General features: G+C 71.8%; 26 protein-coding genes and 1 pseudogene. 7 read left to right on the forward strand and 20 right to left on the reverse strand.

Annotation, left to right across the window (positions count from 1 at the left end; genetic code table 11):
• Positions 1-120 precede the first annotated feature (120 nt).
• On the reverse strand, positions 121-747 hold the full coding sequence (locus ACYUED_RS33755) for a DUF3000 domain-containing protein (RefSeq protein ID WP_491294548.1): 627 nt from the start codon (positions 745-747) through the stop codon (positions 121-123).
• Between the two features lie 168 nt (positions 748-915).
• On the opposite strand from ACYUED_RS33755, the gene hemE reads away from it, so the two are divergent.
• The gene (gene hemE, locus ACYUED_RS33760; RefSeq protein WP_491288364.1) at positions 916-2,004 is read left to right on the forward strand and encodes a uroporphyrinogen decarboxylase; all 1,089 of its coding nucleotides are present in this window, start codon (positions 916-918) and stop codon (positions 2,002-2,004) included.
• A gap of 13 nt (positions 2,005-2,017) precedes the next feature.
• Here the strand turns inward: hemE and ACYUED_RS33765 are convergent, their stop codons facing one another.
• Positions 2,018-2,845: a rhomboid family intramembrane serine protease gene (locus ACYUED_RS33765; RefSeq protein ID WP_491288366.1), complete on the reverse strand. Its 828-nt coding sequence runs from the start codon at positions 2,843-2,845 to the stop codon at positions 2,018-2,020.
• Between the two features lie 133 nt (positions 2,846-2,978).
• Here ACYUED_RS33765 and ACYUED_RS33770 point away from each other — a divergent pair, with 133 nt between their 5' ends.
• Positions 2,979-3,299 (forward strand): hypothetical protein, encoded by a 321-nt coding sequence (locus tag ACYUED_RS33770; protein WP_266522950.1) that lies wholly within the window; start codon positions 2,979-2,981, stop codon positions 3,297-3,299.
• A gap of 73 nt (positions 3,300-3,372) precedes the next feature.
• On the opposite strand, the gene ACYUED_RS33775 is transcribed toward ACYUED_RS33770, so the two are convergent.
• Together ACYUED_RS33775 and ACYUED_RS33780 are read right to left on the reverse strand one after the other, a co-directional pair.
• On the reverse strand, positions 3,373-4,761 hold the full coding sequence (locus ACYUED_RS33775) for an FAD-dependent oxidoreductase (protein WP_491288368.1): 1,389 nt from the start codon (positions 4,759-4,761) through the stop codon (positions 3,373-3,375).
• A 65-nt stretch (positions 4,762-4,826) separates the two neighbouring features.
• Positions 4,827-5,801: a DUF4349 domain-containing protein gene (locus tag ACYUED_RS33780; RefSeq protein WP_491288370.1), complete on the reverse strand. Its 975-nt coding sequence runs from the start codon at positions 5,799-5,801 to the stop codon at positions 4,827-4,829.
• 159 nt (positions 5,802-5,960) lie between these two features.
• Between ACYUED_RS33780 and hemG the strand changes: the two genes are divergently transcribed.
• Both hemG and hemQ read left to right on the forward strand, forming a co-directional pair.
• Positions 5,961-7,421: a protoporphyrinogen oxidase gene (hemG, locus tag ACYUED_RS33785; RefSeq protein WP_491288372.1), complete on the forward strand. Its 1,461-nt coding sequence runs from the start codon at positions 5,961-5,963 to the stop codon at positions 7,419-7,421.
• A gap of 4 nt (positions 7,422-7,425) precedes the next feature.
• Positions 7,426-8,157, forward strand: a complete 732-nt coding sequence (hemQ, locus tag ACYUED_RS33790) for a hydrogen peroxide-dependent heme synthase (RefSeq protein WP_491288374.1) — start codon at positions 7,426-7,428, stop codon at positions 8,155-8,157.
• 57 nt (positions 8,158-8,214) lie between these two features.
• Here the strand turns inward: hemQ and ACYUED_RS33795 are convergent, their stop codons facing one another.
• The 4 genes and pseudogenes from ACYUED_RS33795 to ACYUED_RS33810 form a co-directional block, all read right to left on the reverse strand.
• Entirely contained in the window at positions 8,215-9,855 is a 1,641-nt protein-coding gene (locus ACYUED_RS33795) for an alpha/beta hydrolase (protein WP_491288376.1), read from the reverse strand.
• Positions 9,856-9,953: 98 nt separating this feature from the next.
• Complete coding sequence (locus ACYUED_RS33800; RefSeq protein ID WP_491288378.1) at positions 9,954-10,754, reverse strand: TIGR04222 domain-containing membrane protein; 801 nt, start codon at positions 10,752-10,754, stop codon at positions 9,954-9,956.
• Positions 10,755-10,857: 103 nt separating this feature from the next.
• Positions 10,858-11,637: a DUF4142 domain-containing protein gene (locus ACYUED_RS33805; RefSeq protein ID WP_491288380.1), complete on the reverse strand. Its 780-nt coding sequence runs from the start codon at positions 11,635-11,637 to the stop codon at positions 10,858-10,860.
• A gap of 79 nt (positions 11,638-11,716) precedes the next feature.
• A pseudogene (locus ACYUED_RS33810) lies at positions 11,717-13,080 on the reverse strand (MbnB/TglH/ChrH family RiPP precursor modification enzyme).
• A 617-nt stretch (positions 13,081-13,697) separates the two neighbouring features.
• On the opposite strand from ACYUED_RS33810, the gene ACYUED_RS33815 reads away from it, so the two are divergent.
• A complete protein-coding gene (locus ACYUED_RS33815) occupies positions 13,698-13,955 on the forward strand; it encodes a hypothetical protein (RefSeq protein WP_491288382.1) in 258 nt (85 codons plus the stop codon).
• A 115-nt stretch (positions 13,956-14,070) separates the two neighbouring features.
• Here the strand turns inward: ACYUED_RS33815 and ACYUED_RS33820 are convergent, their stop codons facing one another.
• Complete coding sequence (locus tag ACYUED_RS33820; protein WP_491288385.1) at positions 14,071-14,913, reverse strand: alpha/beta fold hydrolase; 843 nt, start codon at positions 14,911-14,913, stop codon at positions 14,071-14,073.
• A gap of 17 nt (positions 14,914-14,930) precedes the next feature.
• Positions 14,931-15,671, reverse strand: coding sequence for a peptidyl-tRNA hydrolase (locus tag ACYUED_RS33825; protein WP_491288387.1), 741 nt, complete (start codon positions 15,669-15,671; stop codon positions 14,931-14,933).
• 74 nt (positions 15,672-15,745) lie between these two features.
• On the opposite strand from ACYUED_RS33825, the gene ACYUED_RS33830 reads away from it, so the two are divergent.
• Positions 15,746-16,618: an ABC transporter ATP-binding protein gene (locus ACYUED_RS33830; RefSeq protein ID WP_491288390.1), complete on the forward strand. Its 873-nt coding sequence runs from the start codon at positions 15,746-15,748 to the stop codon at positions 16,616-16,618.
• Entirely contained in the window at positions 16,615-17,286 is a 672-nt protein-coding gene (locus tag ACYUED_RS33835) for an ABC transporter (RefSeq protein ID WP_491288393.1), read from the forward strand. The genes ACYUED_RS33830 and ACYUED_RS33835 overlap by 4 nt, the downstream gene beginning before the upstream one ends.
• Before the next feature lie 81 nt (positions 17,287-17,367).
• Here the strand turns inward: ACYUED_RS33835 and ACYUED_RS33840 are convergent, their stop codons facing one another.
• The 10 genes from ACYUED_RS33840 to zapE form a co-directional block, all read right to left on the reverse strand.
• A complete protein-coding gene (locus tag ACYUED_RS33840; RefSeq protein WP_491288395.1) occupies positions 17,368-17,508 on the reverse strand; it encodes a hypothetical protein in 141 nt (46 codons plus the stop codon).
• Positions 17,509-17,526: 18 nt separating this feature from the next.
• The gene (locus tag ACYUED_RS33845) at positions 17,527-18,387 is read right to left on the reverse strand and encodes a polysaccharide deacetylase family protein (RefSeq protein ID WP_491288396.1); all 861 of its coding nucleotides are present in this window, start codon (positions 18,385-18,387) and stop codon (positions 17,527-17,529) included.
• A gap of 70 nt (positions 18,388-18,457) precedes the next feature.
• A complete protein-coding gene (locus ACYUED_RS33850; RefSeq protein ID WP_491288398.1) occupies positions 18,458-19,351 on the reverse strand; it encodes a PPK2 family polyphosphate kinase in 894 nt (297 codons plus the stop codon).
• A 47-nt stretch (positions 19,352-19,398) separates the two neighbouring features.
• Entirely contained in the window at positions 19,399-19,953 is a 555-nt protein-coding gene (locus tag ACYUED_RS33855; protein ID WP_491288399.1) for a YbhB/YbcL family Raf kinase inhibitor-like protein, read from the reverse strand.
• A gap of 33 nt (positions 19,954-19,986) precedes the next feature.
• Positions 19,987-21,366, reverse strand: a complete 1,380-nt coding sequence (locus tag ACYUED_RS33860; protein WP_491288400.1) for an alkaline phosphatase PhoX — start codon at positions 21,364-21,366, stop codon at positions 19,987-19,989.
• A 93-nt stretch (positions 21,367-21,459) separates the two neighbouring features.
• Positions 21,460-22,320: a slipin family protein gene (locus ACYUED_RS33865; protein ID WP_491288401.1), complete on the reverse strand. Its 861-nt coding sequence runs from the start codon at positions 22,318-22,320 to the stop codon at positions 21,460-21,462.
• Positions 22,321-22,435: 115 nt separating this feature from the next.
• Complete coding sequence (locus ACYUED_RS33870; protein ID WP_491288402.1) at positions 22,436-23,914, reverse strand: SulP family inorganic anion transporter; 1,479 nt, start codon at positions 23,912-23,914, stop codon at positions 22,436-22,438.
• Positions 23,915-23,919: 5 nt separating this feature from the next.
• Entirely contained in the window at positions 23,920-24,498 is a 579-nt protein-coding gene (locus ACYUED_RS33875; protein WP_491288403.1) for a carbonic anhydrase, read from the reverse strand.
• Positions 24,499-24,582: 84 nt separating this feature from the next.
• Positions 24,583-24,975, reverse strand: coding sequence for a hypothetical protein (locus ACYUED_RS33880; RefSeq protein WP_491288404.1), 393 nt, complete (start codon positions 24,973-24,975; stop codon positions 24,583-24,585).
• A 153-nt stretch (positions 24,976-25,128) separates the two neighbouring features.
• Positions 25,129-26,235 (reverse strand): cell division protein ZapE, encoded by a 1,107-nt coding sequence (gene zapE / locus ACYUED_RS33885; protein WP_491288405.1) that lies wholly within the window; start codon positions 26,233-26,235, stop codon positions 25,129-25,131.
• Positions 26,236-26,266: the final 31 nt, after the last annotated feature.

The following is a 26,266-nucleotide window of genomic DNA, read 5'->3' on the forward strand; positions in this document are numbered from 1 at the left end:
ATCGATCACTCGATGAATGAATCGGTCCGTTCGAGGGTCGTTGATGACTGAAAGTGGTCGAGTCGACAAAGTGACGGTCAAGAAGGTGGCCGAGAAGACGGCCAGGAAGCAGGAAGGCGGTCAACGCGACTGCGGGTCCCGTCGCTGCGGAAGCGTCACGACCGACGCGTCGCCCGGCCCGGCCGGCGGCAGCCCGGCGACCTGGGCCAGCAGATCGCACCAGGAGGCAAGGTGAGCGGCCGTGTCGGGGACGCCGCCCAGGCCCTCACGGGGCGTCCAGGAGGCGCGGATCTCGATCTGTGAGGCGGCCGGGCGTTCCGACAGCCCGCCGAAGTAGTGCGAGCTCGCCCGGGTGACGGTGCCGCTCGCTTCGCCGTACGACAGCCCGCGCGCGGAGAGCGCGCCGGTCAGCCACGACCAGCACACGTCGGGCAGCAGCGGGTCGGCGGCCATCTCCGGCTCCAGCTCCGCGCGCACCAGCGTGACCAGCCGGAAGGTACCTTGCCAGGCGTCGTGCCCGTCCGGATCGTGCAGCAGCACCAGCCGGCCGTCGGCCAGGTCCTGGTCGCCGTCGACGACGGTGGCCTCCAGCGCGTACGCGAAGGGGGCGAGCCGCTGCGGTGCGCGGGTCGCCTCGACCTCGATCTGCGGCCGCAGCCGCGCGGTCCTCAGCGCGTCGACGGCAGCCCGGAAGGGCCCCGGGGGTGCACTGCTCCCATCCCGGTCCCCCTCCTTGGTGTCGTCCATTCCGTCAGCGCCGTCCGACAGTCGTCCCTGAGCCGCAGCCATGCGGGGAAGATTAAGGGGAACGGGGGCTTCGCGCGGGGAGGGACACCCGTGCGGGCGCCGCCTGTCCGGATAGTGCCCCGCGAACCCGGGCCGTCGCCGTTGTGACGCCGTGCGAGACTTGCCGTCGTGAGTGCGAACGAGAGCCCCGCGGGCCAGGCCACGACGCCGACGACAGCAACGCCGGACGCGGTCAGGGAATCCGCCTTCCTGAAGGCGTGCAGGCGCGAGCCCGTGCCGCACACGCCGGTGTGGTTCATGCGGCAGGCCGGGCGCTCGCTGCCCGAGTACCTCAAGGTGCGCGAGGGCATCCCGATGCTCGAGTCCTGCACGCGCCCCGAACTCGTCACCGAGATCACCCTCCAGCCGGTGCGCCGGCACGGCGTGGACGCGGCGATCTACTACAGCGACATCGTCGTCCCGCTCAAGGCCATCGGCATCGACCTCGACATCAAGCCCGGCGTCGGCCCGGTCGTCGAGCACCCCATCCGCACCCGCGCCGACCTGGCCCAGCTGCGCGACCTCACCCCCGAAGACGTCTCGTACGTCAGCGAGGCGATCGGCCTGCTGACGCGCGAGCTCGGCTCGACCCCGCTCATCGGTTTCGCGGGCGCGCCGTTCACCCTCGCGAGCTACCTCGTCGAGGGCGGCCCCTCGCGCACGTACGAGAACGCCAAGGCGATGATGTACGGCGACCCCGAGCTCTGGGCCGACCTGCTCGACCGCCTCGCGGAGATCACGGCCGCGTTCCTGAAGGTGCAGATCGAGGCGGGTGCCTCCGCGGTCCAGCTGTTCGACTCGTGGGCCGGCGCCCTCTCCCCGGCCGACTACCGCCGCTCCGTGCTGCCCGCCTCCGCCAAGGTCTTCGACGCCGTGGCCGGCTACGGCGTCCCGCGCATCCACTTCGGCGTCGGCACGGGTGAACTGCTCGGCCTCATGGGCGAGGCCGGTGCGGACGTCGTGGGCGTCGACTGGCGTGTCCCGCTCGACGAGGCCGCCCGCCGGGTCGGCCCCGGCAAGGCGTTCCAGGGCAACCTCGACCCGACGGTCCTGTTCGCCTCCAAGGAGGCCGTCGAGGCCAAGACCCGCGAGGTCCTCGACTCCGCCGCCGGCCTGGAGGGCCACGTCTTCAACCTCGGCCACGGCGTCATGCCGACCACCGACCCGGACGCGCTGACCCGGCTCGTGGAGTACGTCCACGCGCAGACCGCCCGCTGACTCGCTGCGCGACTCACCACGTGTGCCGGGGCCGTGCCCTCCTGCCGAACAGCAGGCCGCGCGGTTCCGGCGGCGGGGGTGTGCCCGGCTTGAGCGGCCAGGCGAGGAGCATGCCGACCAGGAAGCCGACGACGTGCGCCGCGTACGCCACCGTCCCGGCGGTGGAGACGCCCTCTCCCGACGAGTAGACCGCCTGGAGCACGAACCAGAAGCCCAGCACCAGCCAGGCCGGCAGTCTCAGCGGCAGGAAGACCAGGAACGGCACGAGAACCCAGACCCTGGCCTTGGGATACAGCACCAGATAGGCGCCCAGGACACCGGCGATCGCTCCGGACGCGCCGATCAGCGGGTCAGTGGAGTCGGCGTTGAAAAGCGCGAAGCCGTACGACGCCGCATAGCCGCAGACGACGTAGAACAGCGCGTACCTGATGTGCCCCATGCGGTCCTCGACGTTGTTGCCGAAGATCAGCAGGAAGAGCATGTTGCCGAGCAGGTGCAGCCAACCGCCGTGCAGGAACATGGCGGTGATGACGGACAGCGCGGGGGACTTGTCGTAGCCCGGTGGGGCCACCACACAGCCCAGTGCGCCGTTCGCCGCCCTGCCGATCTCGCCCGTGGGAACCACACGCGGCATCTGATGGTGGATCAACTCCTGTGGTACCGCCGCGTAGTGGTCGAGGAACGCCTGCAGATGGCACATCTGCGACAGGCTGCTGTCGCCCGCCTCGGAACCGGACAGGCCGGGCGTGTACAGGAAGACGAGGACGTTCGCGGCGATCAGCGCGTACGTCACCCAGGGGGTGCGGCGCACCGGGTTCACGTCATGGACGGGGATGACCACAAGGAATGTGTGCCCCCAGGGAGCCTGGTGAACCGGTGAACCGGTGAACACGGGCACGCGCGCGTGCGTATGACTCCTCAACCGCCCGCGGCACGGGGAAGGCGGGTCGCGGGGACGACGTGAGGAACAGGCGATGAACGACCGAGTGACTCCTGCGATGCAGGCCACGCCCGACGGTGAGGCGGAGCTCTCCCTGGTGGTGAGGCTGCCGTGGGAGGACGTCGCCCGGCTCGGCCAGGAGGCGGGGCGGCTGGCTTCGCAGATGCAGCGGCCGGTGACCCTCGACGAGGCGGTGAGCCACCGGCTGCGGTCCGTGCGCAGTGCCGCGCATGCGAAACCGGCGGGGGAGCAGCCGGCGGCGGTGACGTCCACGGCCTCCGTGTCGTCGCTGCCGCCGCGGCCTCCGGCGGAGCAGGCGCGGCAGGCGATCGAGCGGATCAACGGGTCGGCTTAGGGATTGCTGTCAGGTGCGGGCCGTGGGGGTTGCTCGCGCAGTTCCCCGCGCCCCTCAAAGCCCTGCACCACCGCTAAGCGCCTTGTGCCACCGCCTTTGACGCCTTGCGGGCCGCTACCAGTACCGGGTCCCAGACGGGGCTGAAGGGCGGGGCGTAGCCCAGGTCCAGGGCCGTCATCTGTTCCACCGTCATACGGGCGGTGAGGGCCACCGCCGCGATGTCGACGCGCTTGCCCGCGCCCTCCCTGCCGACGATCTGCACGCCGAGCAGGCGGCCCGTCCGCCGTTCGGCCAGCATCTTCACCGTCATGGGGGAGGAGTTCGGGTAGTAGCCCGCCCGGCTCGTCGACTCGACGGTGACCGTCTCGAACTGCAATCCGGCCCTGCGCGCGTCCTTCTCGCGCAGGCCCGTGCGGGCGATCTCCAGGTCGCAGACCTTGGACACCGCGGTCCCGACGACACCGGGGAAGGTGGCGTAACCGCCTCCCGCATTGGTGCCGATGACCTGGCCGTGCTTGTTGGCGTGGGTGCCGAGCGCGATGTGGCGCTGCTGCCCGGAGACCAGGTCGAGGACCTCGACGCAGTCGCCGCCGGCCCAGATGTTCTCGTGCCCGCGCACCCGCATGGCGAGGTCGGTGAGGAGACCGCGGTGGTTGCCGAGGGGCAGCCCGGCCGCCTCGGCGAGAGCGGTCCCGGGGCGTACTCCGATGCCCAGGACCACCACGTCCGCGGGGTACTCGGCGTCCTCGGTGGACACCGCCCGCACCCGGCCGTCCTCGCCGGTGTGCACCTTGGTCACCTCGGCGTCGTTGACCATGGTGATGCCCATGCCCTCCATGGCCACGCGCACCAGACGGCCCATGTCCGGATCGAGCGTGGCCATCGGTTCGCTCCCGCGGTTGACGACCGTGACCTCGTAACCGCGGTTGATGAGCGCCTCGGCCATCTCCACGCCGATGTAGCCCGCGCCCACGACCACCGCGCGACGGCCACGCGTGCGCGTGAGCGAGTCTATGAGCGCCTGCCCGTCGTCCAGTGTCTGCACTCCGTGCACACCGGGCGCGTCGTCGCCCGGCATGTCCGGGCGGATCGGGTGGGCCCCGGTGGCGATCACGAGCTTGTCGTACGACGTCCACGACTCGGCACCCGAATCGAGGTCACGCGCGCGTACCCGGCCGCCCGCCACGTCGATCTCCGTGACCTCCGTCCGCATGCGCAGATCGATGTCCCGCGCGCGGTGCTCCTCGGGCGTACGGGCGATCAACCGGTCCCGCTCGTCGACGTCCCCGCCCACCCAGTACGGGATGCCGCACGCCGAGAAGGAAGTGAAGTGGCCGCGCTCGAACGCCACGATCTCCAGCTCGTCCGGATCCTTCATACGGCGAGCCTGCGATGCCGCGGACATCCCCGCGGCATCGCCGCCGATCACGACCAGTCGTTCCCGCCCAGCGCTCATGTTCATGTGAACACGCTACGTGGGCAGTGCATTTCGGTGCCGCTCTCTCCGTCCCGCTCCCGGTCCCGCGCTCAGTCCTCGTCGCGCTCCCGCGTGCCCGGGGTTCCGGGAACCGGGCGGGCCGTCGGCAGCGGGCCCAGGGTGCTCGCCGCGGGCGCGGGGGCCGGGCGGCGCGACAGCCGGGGCCGGACGAGCCGCAGCCACGCCAGCACGATCAGGGCCGCCGCCGCGGCGAAGGGCAGCACCGCCCCGAGCGCCACCGCGAGCCAGCGCAGCATCGTCACGAACGCGTCCCAGCCGCCTGCCAGCGCGTCCACGAACCCGGGGTCGTCGTCCTCGGCCGCCGTCTTCACGGGTGTCTGGGAAAGGGACAGGGTGATCGTGGCGAGGCTCGTGCGGTCCTTCAGGGACGCCTGCTGGGCGAGCAGCGCCTCCAGGTCGGCCTCCCGGTTGCTCAACTCGCCCTCCAGCTCCACCACATCGCTCAACTTGGTGGCCCGGTCCATCAGTTCGCGCACCCGGGCCACGCTGGCCCGCTGCGAGGTGATGCGGCTGTCCACGTCGACGACCTGGTCCGTGACGTCCTCGGCCTTCGCGGTGCGGTCGAGGAGCTTGCCCGCACCCTGGAGGCCGGCGAGGACCTCGTCGTACCTGCCGACCGGCACGCGCAGCACCACCCGGGTGCGCTCGCGGCCCTTCTCGTCCCGGCTGGTGGTCTCGTTGCCGATGTAGCCACCCGCGTTCTCGGTGGTCGTACGGGCGTCGTCGAGGGCCTTCGGCACGTCCTTGACCTGCACGGTCAGCGAGGCGGTGCGGATGATGCGGCTCGCGGAGAGCTTGGGCGCCTTCCTGCTGCCGTTCGCCTTGCCGCTGCCCGACGCGCCCTCCTGCTGGACGCCCGGTACGGCGGCCTTGTCGGCCGCGCCGGCGCCGGCGTCGCTGGAGGAGGAGTCGTTCGCGCCGCTGCATCCGGTCAGCGCGAGGGCCGTGGCCAGCAGCAGCCCGGCCAGGGCAGGAACAGGTCGTACGGAGCTTCGTGCGCGCATGTGGGCGTACCCCCGGGAGTCGTGACGACTGACGCTCTTTCGACGCCGGCACGGGCCGGAACGTTGGACCCGTACGGTCCCGATGCGGTCACGGTCGGGACTCGTGAAGGACACCGGGGCGCGGGCGGGCCTGTCAGTGGGGTCTGAGAGGCTGGGGACATGCGCGAATCGGAGACTCGTACGGGTGCGGGCCAGGTCGTCGTCATCGGAGCCGGGATCGCCGGACTGGCCGCGGCCCACCGGCTGTTGCAGGGCGGCGCCCGGGTGACCGTACTGGAGGCGTCGGACCGGGTCGGCGGCAAGCTGCTGCCCGGCGAGATCGCGGGCGCGCGGGTGGACTTCGGCGCCGAGTCGATGCTGGCCCGCAGACCGGAAGCCGTGGCCCTCGCACGCGAGGTGGGCCTCGACGAGCGCCTCCAGCCGCCGGCCACCGCGACGGCCTCGATCTGGACCCGCGGCGCCCTGCGCCCCATGCCCAAGGGCCACGTCATGGGTGTCCCCGGTACCGCAGCCGCCCTGACCGGCGTCCTGTCCGACGAGGGCCTCGCCCGCATCGAGCGCGACGCCGACCTGCCCCGCACCGAGGTCGGCGACGACGTGGCGGTCGGGGAGTACGTGGCGGCACGGCTGGGCCGCGAGGTCGTCGACCGCCTGGTGGAACCCCTGCTCGGCGGGGTGTACGCCGGCGACGCGTACCGCATCTCCATGCGCTCGGCGGTCCCGCAGCTGTACCAGGCCGCGAAGACGCACGACTCGCTCACCCGGGCCGTCCGCGAGATCCAGGCCAGGGCGGCCGCGGCCCAGCAGACCGGCCCGGTCTTCATGGGCATCCGGGGCGGCGTGGGCAGCCTGCCGCTCGCGGTGGCGGAGTCGGTGCGGGCGCGCGGCGGCGAGATCGTCACACGGGCGCCCGTGACCGAGCTGCGCCGGGCGGACGGCGACGGCTGGCGCGTGGTCGCCGGGGACCGTGTGCTGCACGCCGACGCGGTCGTCGTCGCCGTCCCCGCACAGGCCGCCGCGTCGCTCCTGCACGCCGAGGCCCCGGCCGCCGCGACCGAACTCGCCACCGTCGAGTACGCGTCCATGGCCCTGGTCTCCCTCGCCTACCGCCGCGCCGACGCCACGCTCCCTCAGGGCAGTGGCTTCCTCGTGCCGCCGGTCGACGGACGCACCATCAAGGCGTCGACGTTCGCCTCGCAGAAGTGGGGCTGGATCGCCGAGGAGAACCCGGACGTGGTCGTCCTGCGCACGTCCGTCGGCCGGTACGGCGAGGCCGAGATCCTCCAGCGCGACGACGCCGGCCTCGTGGACGTCTCGCGCGAGGACCTCCGGGCGGCGACCGGCCTCGATGCCACCCCCCTCGAAACCCGTGTCACCCGCTGGACCGACGGCCTGCCCCAGTACCCCGTCGGCCACCACGCGCGCGTGGCCCGCATCCGCGAGCACGTCGCCAAGCTGCCGGGCCTCGCCGTGTGCGGCGCGCCGTACGACGGCGTCGGCATCCCGGCCTGCATCGCGAGCGCGTACGCGGCGGTGGACCAGATCGACGGCGATCTCAGCCGTGTGCAGGAGCTCACCGCCAACCCGGTGCAGAGCCTGCACGGCGGAGCGGGAGAATAGCCGCATGAGTGACGACGCCCCCACCACTGCCCCTGACCGGATCGCGAACAAGGGCAAGCTGGCCAAGGACCTCAACGAGGTCATCCGCTACACCCTGTGGTCCGTCTTCAAGCTGAAGGACGTGCTGCCTGAGGACCGTGCGGGCTACGCCGAAGAGGTCCAGGACCTCTTCGACCAGCTCGCCGCCAAGGACGTGACGATCCGTGGCACGTACGACGTGTCGGGCCTGCGCGCCGACGCCGACGTCATGATCTGGTGGCACGCGGAGACCAGCGACCAGCTGCAGGAGGCGTACAACCTCTTCCGGCGCACCAGGCTCGGCCGTGCCCTGGAGCCGGTCTGGTCGAACATGGCGCTGCACCGCCCCGCCGAGTTCAACCGCTCGCACATCCCCGCGTTCCTCGCCGACGAGACGCCGCGCAACTACATCAGCGTGTACCCCTTCGTGCGCAGCTACGACTGGTACCTGCTGCCCGACGAGGACCGCCGCCGCATGCTCGCCGACCACGGCAAGATGGCCCGCGGCTACCCGGACGTGCGCGCCAACACGGTCGCGTCGTTCTCGCTGGGCGACTACGAGTGGCTCCTGGCCTTCGAGGCCGACGAGCTGTACCGCATCGTCGACCTCATGCGCCACCTGCGCGCCTCCGAGGCCCGGATGCACGTCCGCGAGGAGGTCCCCTTCTACACCGGGCGCCGTAAGTCGGTGGCCGAACTGGTCGAGGGCCTGGCCTGACCGGACACGGTGCTCCGTGCCCGGCCGGTGGTCGTAGGCAGCCCCCGTCAGCCCGCGTCAGCGGCGGGCGGCCTTCCCCTTCAGCGACTCCTTGGCGGGCGTCGGGTGGGAGCGGTCGCCCGGCGCGGCCGGCTTCGGCTCCGGGTGCGGGGCGCAGGACGCGCTCTGCTCCGGCAGGCGGCCCTCCAGCAGGTACGCGTCCAGGTAGCCGTTGATGCAGCGGTTCGGGCCGCCCGCGACACCGTGCGTGCCCGAGTCCCGCTCGGTCACCAGGGTCGAGCCGGACAGCCGCCGGTGCATCTCCTCGGCACCGGCGTACGGCGTCGCCGCGTCCCGCTCGGCGGCCAGGATCAGCGTCGGCGGCAGCTCACCCGGCCCGGTCCGCACGTCCAGGGGCTGCTGCTGGGGCGCGGGCCAGAAGGCGCACGGCAGGTTCATCCACGCGTTGTCCCAGGTCTCGAACGGCGCGACGCGCGACAGACGCGTGTTGTCCCGGTCCCAGACCTTCCAGTCCGTCGGCCAGGGCGCGTCGTTGCACTCGACGGCCGTGTAGACCGCGTTGGAGTTCTCCGACTCGGCCGCCGCCTCCGTGGCGGGCCCCGCCTGGTCGATCAGCGGCTTCGGATCGCCGTTCAGATACGCGGACAGTGCCTTCGCGCGCGTCGGCCAGTAGTCGTCGTAGTACCCGGCCTGCAGGAACGAGGCCTGCAGCTCGGCCGGCCCCACCTTGCCGCCGGCCGGCTCGGCGGCCAGCTGCGCGCTCGCCCTGGTGTAGCTGTGCTGGACCGCGGCGGCCGTCTTGCCCAGCCCGTACACGTCGTGGTGCCGGGCGATCCAGTTCCGGAAGTCCGCCCAGCGGCTCTCGAACGCGGCCGACTGGATGAGGTTGTTGCGGTACCAGATCTGGTCGGGAGCCGGGTCCACCGCCGAGTCGAACACCATCCGCCGGACGTGCGAGGGGAACATCGTCGCGTACACCGCGCCGAAGTAGGTGCCGTACGACGCGCCCATGAACGTGATCCGCTCCTCGCCGAGCGCCGCCCGCAGGACGTCCAGGTCACGGGCGTTGTTGAGCGAGTTGTAGTACTGGAGCCCGCTGCCCGACCGCTTGGCGCAGCCCTGCGCGTAGGCCTTCGCCTGGGCGATGCGCTCCTGCTTGTACGACTCCGAGGGATACGTGGGAGCCTGCGAGGGCGCCTTGAAGAAGCGTTTGGGGTCCTCGCAGGACAGGGGCGCGGACCGGCCGACGCCGCGCGGGGAATAGCCGATCAGGTCGTAGGCCGCCGCGATGCGCTTCCACTGAGGGATCAGGCCGACGAGCGGGAAGTACTGGCCGTCGCCGCCCGGCCCACCGGGGTTGTAGACCAGCGCGCCCTGCCGGGGCACATGGCGCTTGCTGTTGTGGGGGTCCTTGTGCGTGGCCTTCACCCGGGTGACGGTCAGTTTGATCTGCCGGCCACCGGGCTGTGCGTAGTCGAGCGGAACGGACACCGTGCCGCACTCCAGGCTGCCGGGCATGTCCTTCGCGTCGGCACACGTGCCGAAGTCGATGCCGGAGGCCTTGGCCCGTGCGGCGGCCACCGCGGTGCCCTGCTGCTCGGCCGCGTCGGGTGCGACGGGCGTACTGGCGGCCGGCGCGGCGGTGAGGGCGGTCAGGAGCAAGGATCCGGCGGCCGAGTAGAGGGCGGCAGCTCTCATGACGTATCCCTTCGGTGCATGGCAGCGACAAAAGGGATGTTTCGTTCGGTGTATGAAGAAGGCAAGCACCGACCCGGCGGTGTCGGCCTCAATGCCCCCTATGCGCCCCCGATGTGCGGTTCACGCCACGGCTGGTCGCGGTGCGCGAAGGCCGCGCGCAGGTCCGGTTCGCCGATCGCGCGGACTCCTCGTACGGCGACGGTGGTGAGGTACGTACGGTCGTCACCGCTGCCGGGGCGCCGGGTGAGGGCTCCCAGCAGGCGTTGTCCGGCCGGGGACGCCCAGCGTGAATAGGGGTGGACCTCGACCCGGGCGATGGCCAGGCAGCTCAGCGTCAGCGCCAGCGGCAGGGCGAACCACAGGGCGACCAGGCCGCGCGGCATGTCCGGCTGGGCGGGCACCAGCAGCGCGATGGCGCCCAGCGCGAGCACGGCCATCGCCGCGAGCTGCACCTGGCGCACTCCGGCCGAGACGGTGGTCCGGGCAGCGGCCGGCACGGCCAGGCCGGCGTCGACCAGCCGGTCGGCGAGGCCGGCGACGGCGTCCGCGGAGGCCGCGGCGGCCCGCACCGGGGCGATCCTGCTCTGCCCCTCGGGCCCGATGGCCCCTATGACCGACCGCTCCATGTCGTCCCGCCCGCGCGGGTCGACCACGGTCGCCCAGCCGGTGTGGGCGAGCAGCAGCCGCCGTTGCCGGGCCATGGAGACCATGGTCAGATCGGCGACCCGGCCGGGCCCGCCGGACAGGAACGCGGCCTCGTAGAGCGTCAGATCATGACGCCGGACATCCGCTGCGCCGTCTGCGTCGTCAGCCGCCGTGCGGACGGCGGCCAGGCACAGCCGCGTGCAGGCGGTGCCCGCGGCGGCCCAGGCCAGCAGCAGGAGAAGGACCCAGAACATGCCGCGTTTCTATGCCAGATGCTCTGTGAAACGCCATGCCCTGTTCACAATCCGGACGGAGCGTTGCCTGCACGTGACGTTCCGTTTGGCCGGTGCACCGCGCTCACGGCTGTTGCCGCGGCGGGCTGGAGGCGGCCGGCGGCAGCGCATAGGTCGGGGACGACGACGCCGTCAGGGGTGTCGCGGGGCTCGGGTCCGTCGCGGGACCGGGCGGGGCCGGGGAGCCGGTCAGCGGGGGAGTGCTCGCGGAGGCCATGTCCCGGGCGAGGGCGTCCCAGTCGACGTAGCCCGTGGCCTCCAGGACCTTGATGTGGTCCAGGACGGTCGTGTTCGCGTCGTCGGCGAGCGCGCGCACCAGCGAGTTGCGGGTGGTCGCGCGGACCTGGGCGACGACGGAGAACACCCTGCCGTGCGCCAGCCGCGTGATGTTGACGAACTCGCGGTCGTAGTCGATGCCCTGGGCCGTGTTCAGCGTCGCGAGCCACTGCTTCTGCTGGTCGCTCGGTTCGTTGGGCAGCTGGAGCCCGAGCCTGGCGGCGACGGCGCGCACCCGCTGGTCGAGGAAGGTGTGCCCCTCGACGAGGTGCTGCCCCGCCGTGCGTACGGCCGCGGTGGTGCCCTTCTGCTGGGCCTCCTGCCCGGCCGGGAGTTCCCACAGACCGGCCAGCCGGACCTTCGTGATGAAGTCACGGTCGAGGGCGGACAGCGGCCCGTACTGCGTCGACACGGTCTGCGCGTTCAGCGTGCTGAGGCCGGTCCCCGACCGGTCGGCGTACGACCAGATCGGGAAGACGAGTGCCATCACGGTGGCCATCAGGCCGATGACGATGATTCCGGTGCCGCTGAATATCCCTCGGCCCTTGACGGGTGGTCGCGGTCGCATGGTGCCTCCTGTACGGCACCGCATATTACTCAGGGGTTCGAGGTGAACCGGGCCTCGCGGGCTGTTGCCCGCGGCACACTCAGCGGTGCAGCAGCACCCGCCGGGCCGCCCTGGCCATCATCCGCACCCCGGCCGCCGCGACCGTGGCACGGGCCCCGACCGCTCCAGCCACCACTCCCCGAGCTCCCGCCGTGCCCGCTCCTCCCCGATGAGCCCGGCGAGCAGCAGATACCCGGCGAAGTCCAGGGCGTCCCTGCGATATCCGCCGGTCATCGGGTGACCGTGGGCGTAGGCGAGGAAGGCGGGCCGGTAGGCGTTGCCGAGGATCTCCGGCAGCTCGGGCGCGACCTTGGCCACGACGTCCGCCCGCTTCCCGGCGAGCGCCCGTGCCTGCACCCCCAGCCGCACCCGGTCGAACCCCTCCGGAACGGGCGTCCCGGCAACGAGCGCGGACAGCAGGGCGGCCTCGGCGAGCCCGAGCCGCTGACGGGCCGCGTCGACGTCGGCATCGACGGCAGGGGCAGGGGCGGGCGACGTCGAAGGAGGGGCGGGCAGGGCGGACGAGGCACCCGCCGCCTCGGCCGCCGCGGCTGCCTGCTCCGCCTCCTCCCGCATCACGCGTCCCTTCCGGACGGCCCCTCGAACCGCCTCCAGCTCCCCCTCCAGGACACCCGGTCCGGGAAAGTTCTCGTCCCGTTCCAGAAGTACGCCCGGCGGTGAGACCCGCGAGGCGAGGTCGGTCAGGATGTCGAGGACCGGCTCCGGCACCGGGTGGGCGTGGCTGTCGTGCCAGACGCCGTCGCGCTCGAAGCCGCCCGCGACATGGACGTACGCGATGGCCTCCAGCGGTAGCTCGGCGAGCGCCTTGGCCGGGTCCTCGGCGCGGTTGACATGGTTGGTGTGCAGGTTGGCCACGTCGATCAGGAGCCGTACGCCGGTGCGGTCGGCGAGGTCGTAGAGGAACTGCCCCTCGGTCATCTCCTCGCCGGGCCAGGAGATCAGCGCGGCGATGTTCTCGACGGCGAGCGGCACCGGCAGCGCGTCCTGGGCGATCCGCACGTTCTCGCACAGCACGTCGAGGGCGTCCCGGGTACGCGGCACCGGCAGCAGGTGCCCGGCCTCCAGCAGCGGGGACGCCGTCAGCGGCCCACCCGCCCGTACGAACGCGATGTGCTCGGTGACCAGCGGCGCGCCCAACGCCTCGGCCCGCTCGGCGAGAGCCGTGAGCCGGCTCTCCTCGGGCCGGTCGGCGCCGCCGAGGCCCAGCGAGACGCCGTGCGGGATCACGGTCACCCCGCGGGCGCGCAGCCGCCGCAGCGACTCGGGGAGGTGCCCGGGACACACGTTCTCGGCCACGGCCTCGACCCAGTCGACGCCCGGCATGCGCTCCACGGCGTCGGCGATCTCCGGCCGCCACCCGATGCCCGTCCCCAGTCGCTCCATGGTCCGTCCCCCTCCTCGACTCCGTCCGGCTCCGTCCGGCTCCCCTGTCACGTCTCCTCGGACGTGACGGGGGTATGGCCCCGCCGCCGGGAACCGAACCCCGCCCGGCCCACGTTCAGAGCAACATTTGAGGTTGGCCCGCTCACTCCGTCACACCCGCCGGGTCCGCGGGATCCGGCCCGTTCGTGTCGACCGTGCCCGGCGCCCCCGGCGACGGCCGCGAGGTCGTACCGATGCCGCCGGAGGCCTCGGCAGCCGGTGCCGAGGGCGCCACCTGGCCGGGACCGGAGCCGGCGGGCCGGTCGGGCCGGCGGTGGTGCCGGACACCGAGTCGTCGGCGAGGGCGTCGAAGTCGACCCGGCCTGTCTTCTCCAGCACCGTGATGTGGTCGAGGACGGTCTGGTCGGGTGTCCGAGGCCGGCTGCCGCACCAGTGTGTTCCGGGTGGAGTTCCGTACGGTGCCGATGGCCGGGAAGATCTTGCGTTCCTTCTCCGGCCGATGCGGCCCAGGGGTTGTCCCCGTCGGCGGGCTCCGGCGAGCGCGTTGCCGGGAATCCGGAGGAAACGGTACCTATCCTGGCCGAGCCTTCCATTCCCTTGCTTTCAGGAGATTTGCCATGCGTGTCAAGCCTCTCGCTCGGGTGGCGATCGCTGCCATCGTCGCCGGCACCGCCGTCGTCACCGCTGTCGGCCCGGCCGTCGCGGCCGCTTCCCGGCCGTTGGTGCCGTCGGTCGTCCGGGAGAGCACCCCGGGCCCGGGCGGCGCCGGTGCTGCGGGCGGTGGGACGGGCGGCGGCCTCCTGGAATTCGGCGGTGCCACCATCGACTTCGTCGGCCGCCTGATCGGTACGGGCGGCAGCGGCGGCAGCGTCTGAGCCAGCACCGTCTCAGCGAGCACCGTCCGAGCGGGCTCCCTTGCCGAGGCCGCTGCTCGTGCGCTTGCCCGGCGCAGGTCCATCGGATGCCCCACGGGCCGTCACGGTGGCCGCCCTAACCCTGTTCATCGGCAGCGGTATGGGCGAGGACCGCGTGGACGATCGTCTCCCAGTCGGCTCGGTCGACGCCGTGGCCTGCGCCTTCCAGGGGCAACAGCCTCGCGGCGGGGATTTCTTCGGTGAGCGCCTCGCCGTGCCCGAGCGGGAACACGGGATCCGCGGTTCCATGGATCACCAGGGTGGGCACGGCGATCGACGACAGCGGCTGTCGCGACTGCTCGCCGTCCGGGAGCGAGTCGTGGTTCTGTACGGCGGCGAAGTCGTGCGCACGCTCGACGTCACGACGGGCAAGATCGCGGACGGTCGTCTCGTCGAAGGGGCGCCGCTCTCCCGCGAGCACCCGCGAGTATGCGACCAGGTAATCGATCACCGAGGCGGTCTGCGACCAGTCGACCTGGGCGGATGCCACGAACCGCATGAACTCCCCGTTCGGCTCGGGCAGTTCACGGTCGCCGGGCACGGCGGGGGAGGTGCTGACCAGAACCAGGGAGAGGACCCGCTCGGCATGGTCGAGGGCGACCAACTGCGCGAGCGCCCCTCCGGCCGACACACCCACCAGGTGGGCGGCCGGAATCCCGTAGGCGTCGAGCACGGCGACCGCGTCGCCGACCAGATCCGCGCCGGTGTATCCGGGGTGGCCCGGCTCGTAGGTGGTGGATCGACCGGTGTCGCGGTGGTCGTAACGGACCACGAACCGTCCGCCCCCGGCGAGCTTCCGGCAGAAGCCCTCCTCCCACCAGAGCATCGAAGCTCCCGTGCCCATGACGAGCAGGATCGGTGGGTCCGACCGGTCGCCGAACGACTCGGTGCACAGGGTGACGCCATCAGTGCGGATCATGCGCTCGGACATCGTGATCACGTCCGTGACGGCCGGGGCAGCGAACCGACACGGTGGTGTCCCTCGACGGCAACGGTCAGCCCGGGCGCGATCTCCGTGAAGCCCGCGTCCCGCACCAACGGCAGCCCGCTCGACGTCAGTTCGTTCCAGCGTCCCGGGTCCGCGCTCCGTACGGCGAGGGCGAAGTCCGCGTCGCGCCAGGCGTGGCGCTCCTCCTCCGACAGTTCCCACCAGGCCAGTTGGGCACCGTGCCCGGCCTGGGCCATCGCCTTGCCGGCGGACATGTCGAGGGCGGGGTTGAGCCACAGGACGGGGGTCGCGGGGTCCGCCTGCGGCGGCGGCTCGGGGTCGTCCAGGTCGGTGCCGGAGACCTGCAGCCTGGCCAGGTCCTTGGGCCAGCCGTCGAGCGGCACGGGCGGGAACACCCGTACCTCGGCCGCATTCCCGGTCACCGTGATCCCGGGCAGGGCCTCGGCCCGCCGCCACTCGGCGCCGCGGGCGCGCCGCACCACCTTCCGGATCCGGGCGTCCTGCCAGTCCCGCATCACCTGTGCCCACTCCCCGTCCCCGAGCGACCGCTCGTCGCTCAGGATCACCAGCACGGCCCGGGCGGCGGTCTCCAGTGCATCGGTGCGGGCGGGCGGCGCCGCCTTCTCGATGCGCACGACGAGAGGCAGCACGAACTGCGGCGCCTGGTCGCGTTCGCCGGGTTCGGAACGGAAGGGGCTGTCGCCGGAAGGCGTCACATCATGGCTCACACCAGCCAACTTTAAGGGGGCGCGGTCCGGCTTAAGGGGGCGCGGTCCGGTGCCCCCTTTGCGAAGATGCCACCATGCAACGTGATCTTCGGCTGGACAACGTCGGCCGCCGCTACGGCATCCGCGGCCCCTGGGTCTTACGCGGCGTCCACCTCGCCGTGACGCCGGGCACGCTGACTCGTGTCGAAGGCCCGAACGGCACGGGCAAATCGACCCTGCTCCGCCTCCTCGCCGGCATCGACGCACCCACCGAGGGCCGCATCACCGGCCGCCCCCGCACGGCCTTCGTGCCCGAGCGCTTCCCGTCGGCCCTCCCCTTCACCCCTCACGGCTACCTCACCCACCTCGGCACGATCCACGGACTGTCCCGCAGCACGGCGACCCGCGCCGCGGCCGACTGGCTGGACCGCTTCGGCGCCGGCGCCTACGCGCGCACCCCCATGGCCCAGTTGTCCAAGGGCAGCAGCCAGAAGGTCGCCGTGGCGCAGGCCCTGCTCGCCGAACCGGAGTTGCTCGTCCTCGACGAGGCCTGGACCGGCCTCGACTCGGGCGCCCGCGCCGAGTTGGAGCGGGCCGTCGCCGAGCGCACCGCCGCCGGCGGAGCCGTGGTGTTCGTGGACCACGACCCACGCCGTCTGGCGGGGGTGCCCGACACGACGTACACCGTGCGCGACGGGGCCCTCAAGACCCGCACCCGGGAGACCACCGCGCCGGCCGACGGCCCGCGGGCCGTGGTCGAGGCACAGGGTCCACAGGGCGGGCAGCCGCCCACCGACGCGCTGGGCACGCTCGTCTCGGCCGAGGAGACCGCGCCGGGTGTGTACCGCCTCACCGTCCCCGCCTCCCATTCGGACGTCGTGCTGCGCACCCTGCTGACGGCCCGTCCGCCGTGGCACGTGGTCAGCGTGCAGCCCCTCGACCAGCTCGACAAGGACAGCCACCGATGAACGCCCTCATGCGCTACCAGGCCGACCTTCTCCTGCGCTCACAGCGCTGGCTGCCGCCGATCATCCTGTACGCGGTCTTCCTCGGCGTCGGTGTGCAGAGCGGGCAGCCCGTGCTCGACTCGCTCGGCTACACCGCCGCGGCCCTGCTGCCCGTCGCGGCCTGGCTGGTGCGGATCTGCGTCACGGTCGAACCGCCCGCGGCACGCGCGTGTGCGGCCGCGGCCGTCGGGCCGGGGCGGGCGCATCTGGCCCGGCTGCTGGTGGCGCTGCTCGCCGCGGCCGCACTCGGCACGGCAGCGACCCTCGTGGTGACACTGATCAGCGACCCGGTGACCAGCGACCATCAGACCCGGGTCCCGCTGCTTCCGTCCGCCGTGGCCGGGCTGCTCGCCACGCTGGCCTGCGCGCTGCTCGGTACGGCCGTCGGCGCGCTCACCAACTGGCCGGTGCTGCGCTCGCCCGGGCGTGCGGTCCCGGCGATGCTGCTCGCGGCGCTGCTGTCGGTGGTGGCGACGGGCTCCCCGGCGCAGGCGGCGGTCAGCGGTCTGGTCACCGGCTCGCAGTCGGGCACCGTCCCCGTGCCCCTGCTCCCGCTGGTCGCGGCCGCCGTCCTCGCCGCAGCGGCGACCGCCGTGGCCTGCGCACTCACCTCCCGGCGCTCACCCTGAACAGGCCGATCATCCTGAACGGGCCGCTCACCCCGAACAGGCGGTGCGCTGTGCCTCGTGCCTCCCCACTCTCGGCTTCGCTCAAGCGGGGGACCCCATGCAGACCGGGCAGAGCGTGATCCCGTACGCCTCCGGATGCTCGGTCGGCTTCCGGGGCCCCTCGGCCCGGGGTGGCCTGGTGGCGTCGATCAGGCAGTACGCCTGGTCGCTGTCGTCGCTCATGCCTCCAGCCCGGTCCGGTCACCGACGGCCGCTCGCGGCCCCGATCAGCTGCGACACCTTCACGAACCGGAAGCCCTTCCTGCGCAGCTCGGGCACGATCGTGCGGACGGCCCGTTCGGTGGCCGGGGCGGCGCTGCGCGTGCAGTGCATGACGACGACCGAACCCGGCCGCACCCCGTCCAGCACCTGCCGTGCCACCGCGTCGGAGTCCGTCGCGAACGCGTCCCCGCTCACCACGTCCCACTGCACGGCGGTGACGCCGGTCGAGGCCAGCGCCTTCAGGGCCTGCCGGTCGTAACACCCGCCCGGGAAGCGGAAGTACGGCATCGCGTCCGGGACCCCCGCCTTGCGGAACGCCGTGTACGCCCGCTCCACGTCCGAGCGCATCCGCTCCTCGGAGACGGTCGGCAGGCCGTAGCAGTCACCGGTGAACGCGTAGTGGCTGTAGGAGTGGTTGGCCACCTCGAAGAGCGGGTCCCGCCCGATGGAGCGGGCCTGGACCGGGTACTGGTCGGCCCACCGTCCCGTCATGAACAAGGTGGCCGGCACTTTCAACGCCCGCAGCGTCGCGATGAGCTGCGGATTGTCGAACCGCTCGCCCGCCGCCGCCCGCGCCCCCTCGTCGGCGGTCATGTCGGCGTCGAAGGTGAGCGCGACAGTCCTGCCCTCCGTGCGGGGACCGTTCTTGAACACGGGGGTGAGACCGGCGGGTCCCGGCGCGAGGGTCGGCGGCCGGGAGGGAGTGGCGGAGGCGGCGGAGGTGGCGGAAGGGGCCGGGAGCTGGACGGCGTGCGGGGCCCGGGCGGTGCCGCAGGCGGCGAGGGCCGCGCTCAGGGCACAGCCGGCGGTGACGCGGCGCAGTCGTACAAGAGTGATCACCGCACGAATTTAAGGCGATGTCTCTTATTAATAGGATTATGCGACAACGGCTCGCCGCGCAGTCACCCGCTCAGTGGGCGAGCAGCCTTTTCCTGCACTCCTCCAGGTCGTAGTCCGGCTCCGGGTACCGCGGGTCCAGGGCCTCCAGGTGCTCCAGGAGCAGGCGCGCGACCGCCCAGTTGCGGAACCACTTGCGGTCGGCCGGGATCAGGTACCAGGGGGCGTGCGGGGTCGAGCAGCGGTGCAGGGCGATCTCGTACGCCTCCTGGTAGGCCGGCCACAGCGCGCGGTCGTCGATGTCGTTGGGGCTGAACTTCCAGCGCTTGTCGGGCCGGTCGAGGCGCCTGAGGAGGCGATGGCGCTGCTGATCGGGGGAGATGTGCAGAAAGCACTTGATCACGGTCACCCGGTCGTCGGCCAGGCGCTGCTCGAAGCGGTTGATCTCGTCGTAGCGGCGCTCGATCTCCTCGCGCGGGACCAGGGCGCGGACGCGCGGGACGAGGACGTCCTCGTAGTGCGAGCGGTCGAAGACGCCGATCTCGCCCGGCCGTGGAAGCTCCCTCTCGATACGCCAGAGGAAGTCGTGCTCCCGTTCCTCGGGCGTGGGCACCTTGAACCCCTTGGTCCGGCAGCCGGCCGGGTTGAACACCCCGACGACATGCTTGATGGTGCCGCCCTTGCCACTGGTGTCCATGCCCTGGAGTACCAGCAGGACGCGGCGGACGTCGCCCTTGGTGCCCGACGCCCAGAGGCGCTCCTGGAGTCCGGCGAGGCGTTTGCCCATGCGGGCGGTGTCCTTCAGGCCCGCGGACTTGTCCTTGGGCCCGGCGGGACCGGTGCGGGTGTCGTACGCGGTCCGGGTGTCATACGCGCCCAGGTCGATCTGCTCGCCCCGGGGAACGCGCAGCACCTCCCGGAACCGGAGATCCGCCGCGGCTTGCTGCTTCCTGCCGTCCTTCGCCACCGGTCACCCCTTACGGTCGTGTGCTCTCGACGTTACGTCCACGCGCCTCAGCGGCCGTAGCGGCCGGTCAGGGTGCCCGAGGCCAGGGCGTGACCGGTGAGTGCGCGCTTCAGGTCTTCGGGTGTGGCGTCGGGGGAGAGGGCGAGGGCGCGGTCGGCTGCGTAGACCGTGTAGACGTAGCGGTGGGGGGCGCTGCCCTTGGGTGGGCAGGGTCCGCCGTAGCCGGTGTGCTTGAAGCCGTTGTGGCCCTGCACAGCCCCCTGCGGCACCTGCCCGGCCGTCCACCGCGTCCGCGACGCGTCCGCGTTCCACACCAGCCAGTGGGTGAAGGTGCCGTGCGGGGCGTCGGGGTCCTCGACCAGGACGGCCAGGGTGGTGGCGGCGGAGGGGACGCCGCCGAAGTCCAGCGGGGGTGACACGTTCTCGCCGTCGCAGGTGTAACGGCGCGGGATCGTGGCGCCGTCGGCGAAGGCCGTACTGGACACGGTGATCCGCTGCGAGGTGCTGGGGGCGGGGACGGACGTACCACCGTCGTCGTCCCCGCACCCCGAGGCGAGCCCCACCGCCGCGGCGGCGGCCACGAACACGAGCCTGCGGTGCATGGGCGAAACGCTAGCCGTGGGGCCTGGGTCCCGCTACCGGCGCCACGGTCCCGTCACCGCGAACGTGGTGCCGGGCGTGTAGCAGTTGACGAACATCGTTTGCCCGTCCGGCGAGAAGGTGACCCCGGCGAACTCGCCCCACTCGGGCGCCTGCGGGGTGCCGCCGATCGCCTGCCTTCCCCTCGCCATCGCGTACACCTCGCCGTGCCGCGTCACGCCGAAGACGTGCTGGGCGCCGTTGCCGTCCTCGCAGACCATGAGGCCGCCGCTCGGGGCGAGGCAGATGTTGTCGGGGGACTCGCCGGGGAGCTGGACGTCGGTGTCCGGGCCGAAGACGATCACCAGGGTCAGACGGCGCGAGGAGGGGTCGTAGCGCCAGATCTGGCCGAAGTGGTCGGCCGCCGAGCCCTCGGCGCTGTGCGCGAACGACGACACGAAGTACACGCACCTCCCGCCCCAGTAACAGCCCTCCAGCTTCTGCGCGTGCGTGATGCCCTTCGGGCCGAAGTCCTGGAGACGGACCGGGGTCCGGGCCGCCAGCGGGTCCGGTACGTCCACCCACTCGATGCCCTCGAAGGTGGTGCCGGGCTCCTGGACCGGGGAGAGATCGGGTACGCCGGGCACGCGCATCGCCTGCAGCCGGCCGCCCGCGCGCAGTGAACCGACGCCGCCCAGCGGCTTGTCGGGCAGGAAGCGGTAGAAGAGACCGAAGGGCTTCAGGAACGCGTCCTCGGTCTCGTAGACGATGCCGCGCTTCGGATCGATCGCGATTGCCTCGTGCTGGAAGCGGCCCATCGCGGTCAGCGGTACGGCGCCGGTGCGGTGCGGGTCGGCGGGGTCGACTTCGAAGATGAAGCCGTGGTCCTCGGTGTAGCCGCTGGTGCCGGCCTTGTCCTCGGTCTCCTCGCAGGTCAGCCAGGTGCCCCAAGGGCTGGGCCCGCCCGCGCAGTTGACGGCCGTACCGGCGATGGCGACCCGCTCCGAGAGGACGTTGTTGTGTCGGTCCAGGGTCAGGGCCGTGCAGCCGCCCTTGCCCTCCGGGTCGTAGGTGAGCCCGGGGACGGTGGGGACGGCGAACTTCGCGGTGGGGCGGTTCTCGTGGTTGCGGACGAGGTGTACGAGACGGGCGCTGCCCTGTCTGCCGGGCAGGGCGGTCATGCCGTCGTGGTGGGAGGGGACGATGCCCTCGCCGGAGCGGAGCGGGTCGCCCTCGCGGGAGAGGACCTTGTAGCGAAAGCCCTTCGGGAGGTCGAGCAGTCCGTCCGGGTCGGGGATCAGCGGGCCGTAGCCGGTGTGGCCGAGATCCTGGGCGGCGGCCGTTCCGGCGAAGAGTTCGCAGAGGGCTCCGGTGAAGGCGATACCCGCTCCCAGAGCACCGGAGCGGGCGAGGATCTGACGTCGTGTCGCGGACATGCGGGTACAACCTTCCTGCTGGCGGACAGGAGCTGTGACCCCGCTGTGTCTATCACCCGGCATGCGCCTCGGGAACCACGCGCAGAGCACGTGTCACTTCTCGATCTGGCGGTCCTGGGGTGGCTCGGGCTGCTGTTCGTGCCGTTGGCCGGGCTGCTGTTGGTGCTGCTGTTCGTGCGGGTGTTCCGGCTGGTGTTCCTGTGCCCTCTCCAGGAACCGCAGCAGCTCCACCGGGAACGGGAGCACGAGGGTCGAGTTCTTCTCGGCGGCCACCGCCACCACCGTTTGCAGCAGCCGCAGCTGGAGTGCGGCCGGCTGCTCGGACATCTGCTTGGCGGCCTCGGCCAGCTTCTTGGAAGCCTGCAGCTCGGCGTCCGCGTTGATGATGCGGGCGCGGCGCTCGCGGTCGGCCTCGGCCTGGCGGGCCATGGAGCGCTTCATCGTGTCCGGCAGTGAGACGTCCTTGATCTCCACGCGGTCGATCTGCACGCCCCAGCCGATGGCCGGACTGTCGATCATCAGCTCCAGGCCCTGGTTGAGCTTCTCGCGGTTGGACAGCAGGTCGTCGAGGTCGCTCTTGCCGATGATGGAGCGCAGGGACGTCTGCGCCATCTGCGAGACCGCGAACTTGTAGTCCTCGACATTGATCAGCGCGGCCGCCGCGTCGACGACCTTGAAGTAGACGACGGCGTCCACGCGCACCGTCACGTTGTCGCGGGTGATGCCCTCCTGGGCCGGGATCGGCAGCGTGACGATCTGCATGTTGACCTTGTTCAGCCGGTCCACGAACGGCACGATCGCCGTGAATCCCGGTCCGCGCGGCTCACCGGCCAGCCGCCCGAGCCGGAAGACCACCCCGCGCTCGTACTGTTTGACGACCCGCGCCGCCGCGGAGACGTAGACCATCCCGGCGGCACCGACCGCGACGGCCGCCGTCAACAGCTCAGCGAGCATGACGACCCCCTCTGTCCAGAGGCCTGGTATGTCCGTTCCTGCAACGATATGCCCGACCCCTGGTCCGGGGCCACGAGGGGCCCTGAACCAGGGGGGAGCGAGATCGGAAGCGAGATCAGTCAGCCGTGACGCGGACCGGCTCCGCGGTCACCCGCACCGGTTCGGTGCCGACCGCGCTGTGCCGCTCGGCCCAGTTCTCCAGCGCCGTACGGCAGGCGTGGTCCAGGTGGTGCAGGCCGGACAGGTCCAGCTCCACCGGGCGGTCCTGGGGCAGCGCCTCCAGACTGTCGAGGATCTTCGGCAGCCGCAGGAAGGTCGCGTTGCCCGACAGGTGCGCCTGGACGGGACCCGCGCCCTTGTCGACGACCTCCAGCTTGATGTGGGAGGCCTCCCAGGCGGTCTTGGCGACCGCGAGGGCCAGACCGATGAGGACGCCCTCGAACATGCTGACCGCGACGATCGACACGGCCGTGACGACCAGGATCAGCGCCTCGCCGCGGTGGCCGTGCCACAGCGACTTGATCTCCCGTAGGGGGATCAGCTTGGCGCCGGAGTAGACGAGGATGCCCGCGAGGGCCGGGATCGGGATGTAGGCGAGGACGTCCGGCAGCAGGGCCGCGAACAGCAGCAGCCATACGCCGTGCATCACGCGGGACGCCTTTGTCCGCGCGCCCGCCTGGACGTTCGCCGCGCTGCGCACGATCACCGCGGTCATCGGCAGTGCGCCGAGGAGACCGCACAGGGCATTGCCCGCGCCCTGCGCGACCAGTTCCCTGTCGTACTCGGTGCGCGGACCGTCGTGCAGCCGGTCCACGGCCGCCGCGCTGAACAGTGACTCGGCGGACGCGATCAGGGTGAAGGCGACGATCGTGCCGAGCAGACCGATGTCGGCGAGGTCACCGAAGGCGCCCAGCGGGGGCGGCTGGATGGAGCCGAGCAGTCCCTTCACCTCGACGGTGGCCACCGGCAGCGAGAACACCAGCACGGCGACGGTCGCGAGACCGACGGCGGCGAGCGGACCGGGGACCGTGCGCACCTGCTTCGGCATCCGCTTCCACAGCACCAGGACGGCGATCGTGCCGGCGCCGACGAGGATCGAGGTGAGCGCCGCGCTGTTCCCGATGGCGTCGAAGACCGCGCCCGGGAGCCGGGCTATCTTCGCCAGGCCGGAGGCGGGCGCCTTGGTGCCCGCCATCGAGTAGAGCTGTCCGGCGATCAGTACCAGACCGATTCCGGCCAGCATGCCCTCGACGACCGAGACCGAGATGGCCCGGAAGTAGCGCCCCAGCTTCAGGGTGCCCATGAGGATCTGGAGGGCACCGGAGACGAGGACGATCACGCCCAGGGCCGGCAGCCCGAACTCCCGCACGGCCTCGAAGACCAGCACGGTCAGCCCCGCCGCGGGTCCGGAGACCTGCAGACTGCTGCCGCGCAGGAATCCGGTGACGAGGCCGCCCACTATGCCGGTGACCAGGCCCAGTTCGGCCGGGACACCGGAGGCGACGGCCACACCCACGCACAGCGGGAGCGCGACCAGGAAGACGACCAGCGAGGCGGCGAAGTCCTGCCGCAGGTGAGGGTATTTGGTCATCATGGCGATCACAGCGCCGTGAACGTGTCGGTCTGCGGGTCGTGCGCCTGCACGGCGCCGGTGTGGACCTCGTAGAACCAGGCGTGCAAGGACAGTTGACTGTCTTTCAGCTTCTGCTCGATGTACGGGTACGAGCGCAGCCGCAACAGCTGCGTCAGGACGTGGCTCTGCACGCCCTCGGAGACGGTCGGGTCCTCGACCGCGCCTGCCGGGCGCGGGGTGGCGTGCGAGAGCCAGTCGCGCACGGCCGGTACGGCGTTCAGGTCGTCGCCGCGCACCAGGGCGCCGACGGCGCCGCAGTGCGAGTGTCCGCAGACGACGATGTCGGAGACGCCGAGCACCTCCACGGCGTACTCGATGGTGCACGCCTCGCTGGTCGCGTGCTCGGAGGCGTACGGCGGGACGATGTTGCCCGCGGTGCGCAGCTCGAAGAGCTCGCCCGGGCGGGCGCCGGTGATCAGGGCCGGTACGACCCTGGAGTCGGAGCAGGTGATGAACAGCACCTGCGGGGACTGGCCTTCGGCGAGTTTGGCGAACTCCTCAGGGCGTTGTCCGAACGTACGGGCGTTGTCGATGAGGGGCTGCATGATGTGGTGACTCCTCCTGGCGCGCTGGGGGCGCGTCGGTGTGGGCAGGACAGGGTGGGGGAACTGCGCTGTTCTGCTTCGCTCTCAGCAGCGGAAGACCTGAAGTGCCGCCGGAGAGTGGGATGTCGAGGGTCTCGACAGATGATGGTCGCGCAGCGCGGCCGGTTCATGGACGGACGCCGGGTCCTGCGCCAGCACTTGGCGCTCGGGCTCCTCGGACGTGCAGCCGGTGTTCAGGTGACGGTCGCGGGTGCGGAGGGGGCCGGTCGGGTCCCCGGTGTGGCCGCAGCCACGAAACGTGCCGGACTCGTCACGCAGCGCCTTGCCGGACAGCTTGGTTCCGGGCAGGGCTTTGGCCACGACATGGCGGGCCGTGTGCGCGGCCGCGAAGGATGCGGTCGGCGTGAAGAACTGGAGGGCGAGCAGGACGCCGGCGACGAGTGCCAGTGCGGTCCGAGCCGTCGTACCTCGAAACATTCGTCCCCTCCCCGCCGTTCGCGCTTCTTGGATCGACCAAAGGAAGGTCAATGTCCGGTCAAGAAACACCTTAACCCTGCAAAGTTGTTTGCAGGGTTAACTCAACGTTTCACGTTGAAGAGAGCCCGAAACGCGCTGGTGGGGTGGCCTGATCTAGTCCCTGGCGACGAGTGTCCCGCCGTCCCGGGCCAACGCGGTGAGCCGTGATATCGCCCTGAAGTACTTCTTGCGGTAGCCGCCGTTGAGCATCTCCTCGCTGAACAGCCGGTCGAACGGCAGCCCGGAGGCCAGGACCGGCACCTCGCGGTCGTAGAGGCGGTCCGCGAGCACCACGAGCCTGAGGGCCGTCGACTGGTCGGGGACGGGCCGGACACCGGTGAGGCAGACCGCTTTCAAGCCGTCCGTCAGGGCGCCGTACCTGCTGGGGTGGACCTTGGCGAGGTGGTCGAGGAGGTGCGGGAAGTCGTCGAGCGAGGCACCCGCGGTGGCGTACGCGGCCTTCGTCACCTGCTCCTCGGAGAAGGGTGCCGGCGCCTCGGGCAGACCGCGGTGACGGTAGTCCTCGCCGTCGATGCGCAGGGCGCGGAAGTGGGCGGACAGGCCCTGGATCTCGCGCAGGAAGTCGACCGCCGCGAAACGGCCCTCGCCGAGCTTGCCCGGGAGGGTGTTGGAGGTGGCGGCCAGGGCCACGCCGGCGTCGACGAGCCTGCCGAGCAGGGTCGACACGAGAACGGTGTCGCCGGGGTCGTCGAGCTCGAACTCGTCGATGCACAGCAGCCGGTGGCCGGAGAGGGTCTGGACGGTCTGCTGGAAGCCCAGGGCGCCGACGAGGTTCGTCAGCTCGACGAAGGTGCCGAACGCCTTGAGCGCGGGCTCTGCCGGGGTGGCGTGCCACAGGGAGGCGAGCAGGTGGGTCTTGCCGACGCCGTAGCCGCCGTCGAGGTAGACACCGCGGGGGCCTGCCGGGGTCTTCGGCGCCCTGGCCTTCCCGAACCCGAAGAACCCGCGCTTCCCGCCGCCGACGGCGTGCGCCCCGCCGAGCCCGCCCGCGAAGCTGTCCAGCACCTGGACGGCCTCGGTCTGGCTGGGCTGGTTCGGGTCCGGAACGTACGTGCTGAAGCGGACCGAGTCGAAGCGCGGCGGCGGCACCATCTCGGCGACCAGCCGGTCCGCGGGGACATGCGGCGCACGGGCGCACAGGGACGACGGAGCCGCGTCGGCTATCGGGCTGAGGCCGGGTGCGGAAGGGGAGGACGACACGGTTCACCATGCTAAGCCGCGTGCCAGACTG

This window comes from Streptomyces sp. DF42 (assembly GCF_058267695.1).

Bases quoted from the DNA above. Each gene is read 5' to 3' on its own strand.
- ACYUED_RS33870 (WP_491288402.1), bottom strand. From the start codon at position 23,914: ATGATGACCAAATACCCTCACCTGCGGCAGGACTTCGCCGCCTCGCTG.
- ACYUED_RS33770 (WP_266522950.1), top strand. From the start codon at position 2,979: ATGAACGACCGAGTGACTCCTGCGATGCAGGCCACGCCCGACGGTGAG.
- ACYUED_RS33775 (WP_491288368.1), bottom strand. From the start codon at position 4,761: ATGAACATGAGCGCTGGGCGGGAACGACTGGTCGTGATCGGCGGCGAT.
- ACYUED_RS33805 (WP_491288380.1), bottom strand. From the start codon at position 11,637: ATGCGACCGCGACCACCCGTCAAGGGCCGAGGGATATTCAGCGGCACC.
- ACYUED_RS33855 (WP_491288399.1), bottom strand. From the start codon at position 19,953: ATGCACCGCAGGCTCGTGTTCGTGGCCGCCGCCGCGGCGGTGGGGCTC.
- ACYUED_RS33865 (WP_491288401.1), bottom strand. From the start codon at position 22,320: ATGCTCGCTGAGCTGTTGACGGCGGCCGTCGCGGTCGGTGCCGCCGGG.
- ACYUED_RS33800 (WP_491288378.1), bottom strand. From the start codon at position 10,754: ATGTTCTGGGTCCTTCTCCTGCTGCTGGCCTGGGCCGCCGCGGGCACC.
- ACYUED_RS33840 (WP_491288395.1), bottom strand. From the start codon at position 17,508: ATGAGCGACGACAGCGACCAGGCGTACTGCCTGATCGACGCCACCAGG.
- ACYUED_RS33755 (WP_491294548.1), bottom strand. From the start codon at position 747: ATGGACGACACCAAGGAGGGGGACCGGGATGGGAGCAGTGCACCCCCG.
- ACYUED_RS33880 (WP_491288404.1), bottom strand. From the start codon at position 24,975: ATGTTTCGAGGTACGACGGCTCGGACCGCACTGGCACTCGTCGCCGGC.
- ACYUED_RS33795 (WP_491288376.1), bottom strand. From the start codon at position 9,855: ATGAGAGCTGCCGCCCTCTACTCGGCCGCCGGATCCTTGCTCCTGACC.
- ACYUED_RS33835 (WP_491288393.1), top strand. From the start codon at position 16,615: ATGAACGCCCTCATGCGCTACCAGGCCGACCTTCTCCTGCGCTCACAG.
- hemQ (WP_491288374.1), top strand. From the start codon at position 7,426: ATGAGTGACGACGCCCCCACCACTGCCCCTGACCGGATCGCGAACAAG.
- hemG (WP_491288372.1), top strand. From the start codon at position 5,961: ATGCGCGAATCGGAGACTCGTACGGGTGCGGGCCAGGTCGTCGTCATC.
- ACYUED_RS33860 (WP_491288400.1), bottom strand. From the start codon at position 21,366: ATGTCCGCGACACGACGTCAGATCCTCGCCCGCTCCGGTGCTCTGGGA.
- ACYUED_RS33820 (WP_491288385.1), bottom strand. From the start codon at position 14,913: ATGATCCGCACTGATGGCGTCACCCTGTGCACCGAGTCGTTCGGCGAC.
- ACYUED_RS33830 (WP_491288390.1), top strand. From the start codon at position 15,746: ATGCAACGTGATCTTCGGCTGGACAACGTCGGCCGCCGCTACGGCATC.
- ACYUED_RS33875 (WP_491288403.1), bottom strand. From the start codon at position 24,498: ATGCAGCCCCTCATCGACAACGCCCGTACGTTCGGACAACGCCCTGAG.
- ACYUED_RS33815 (WP_491288382.1), top strand. From the start codon at position 13,698: ATGCGTGTCAAGCCTCTCGCTCGGGTGGCGATCGCTGCCATCGTCGCC.
- ACYUED_RS33780 (WP_491288370.1), bottom strand. From the start codon at position 5,801: ATGCGCGCACGAAGCTCCGTACGACCTGTTCCTGCCCTGGCCGGGCTG.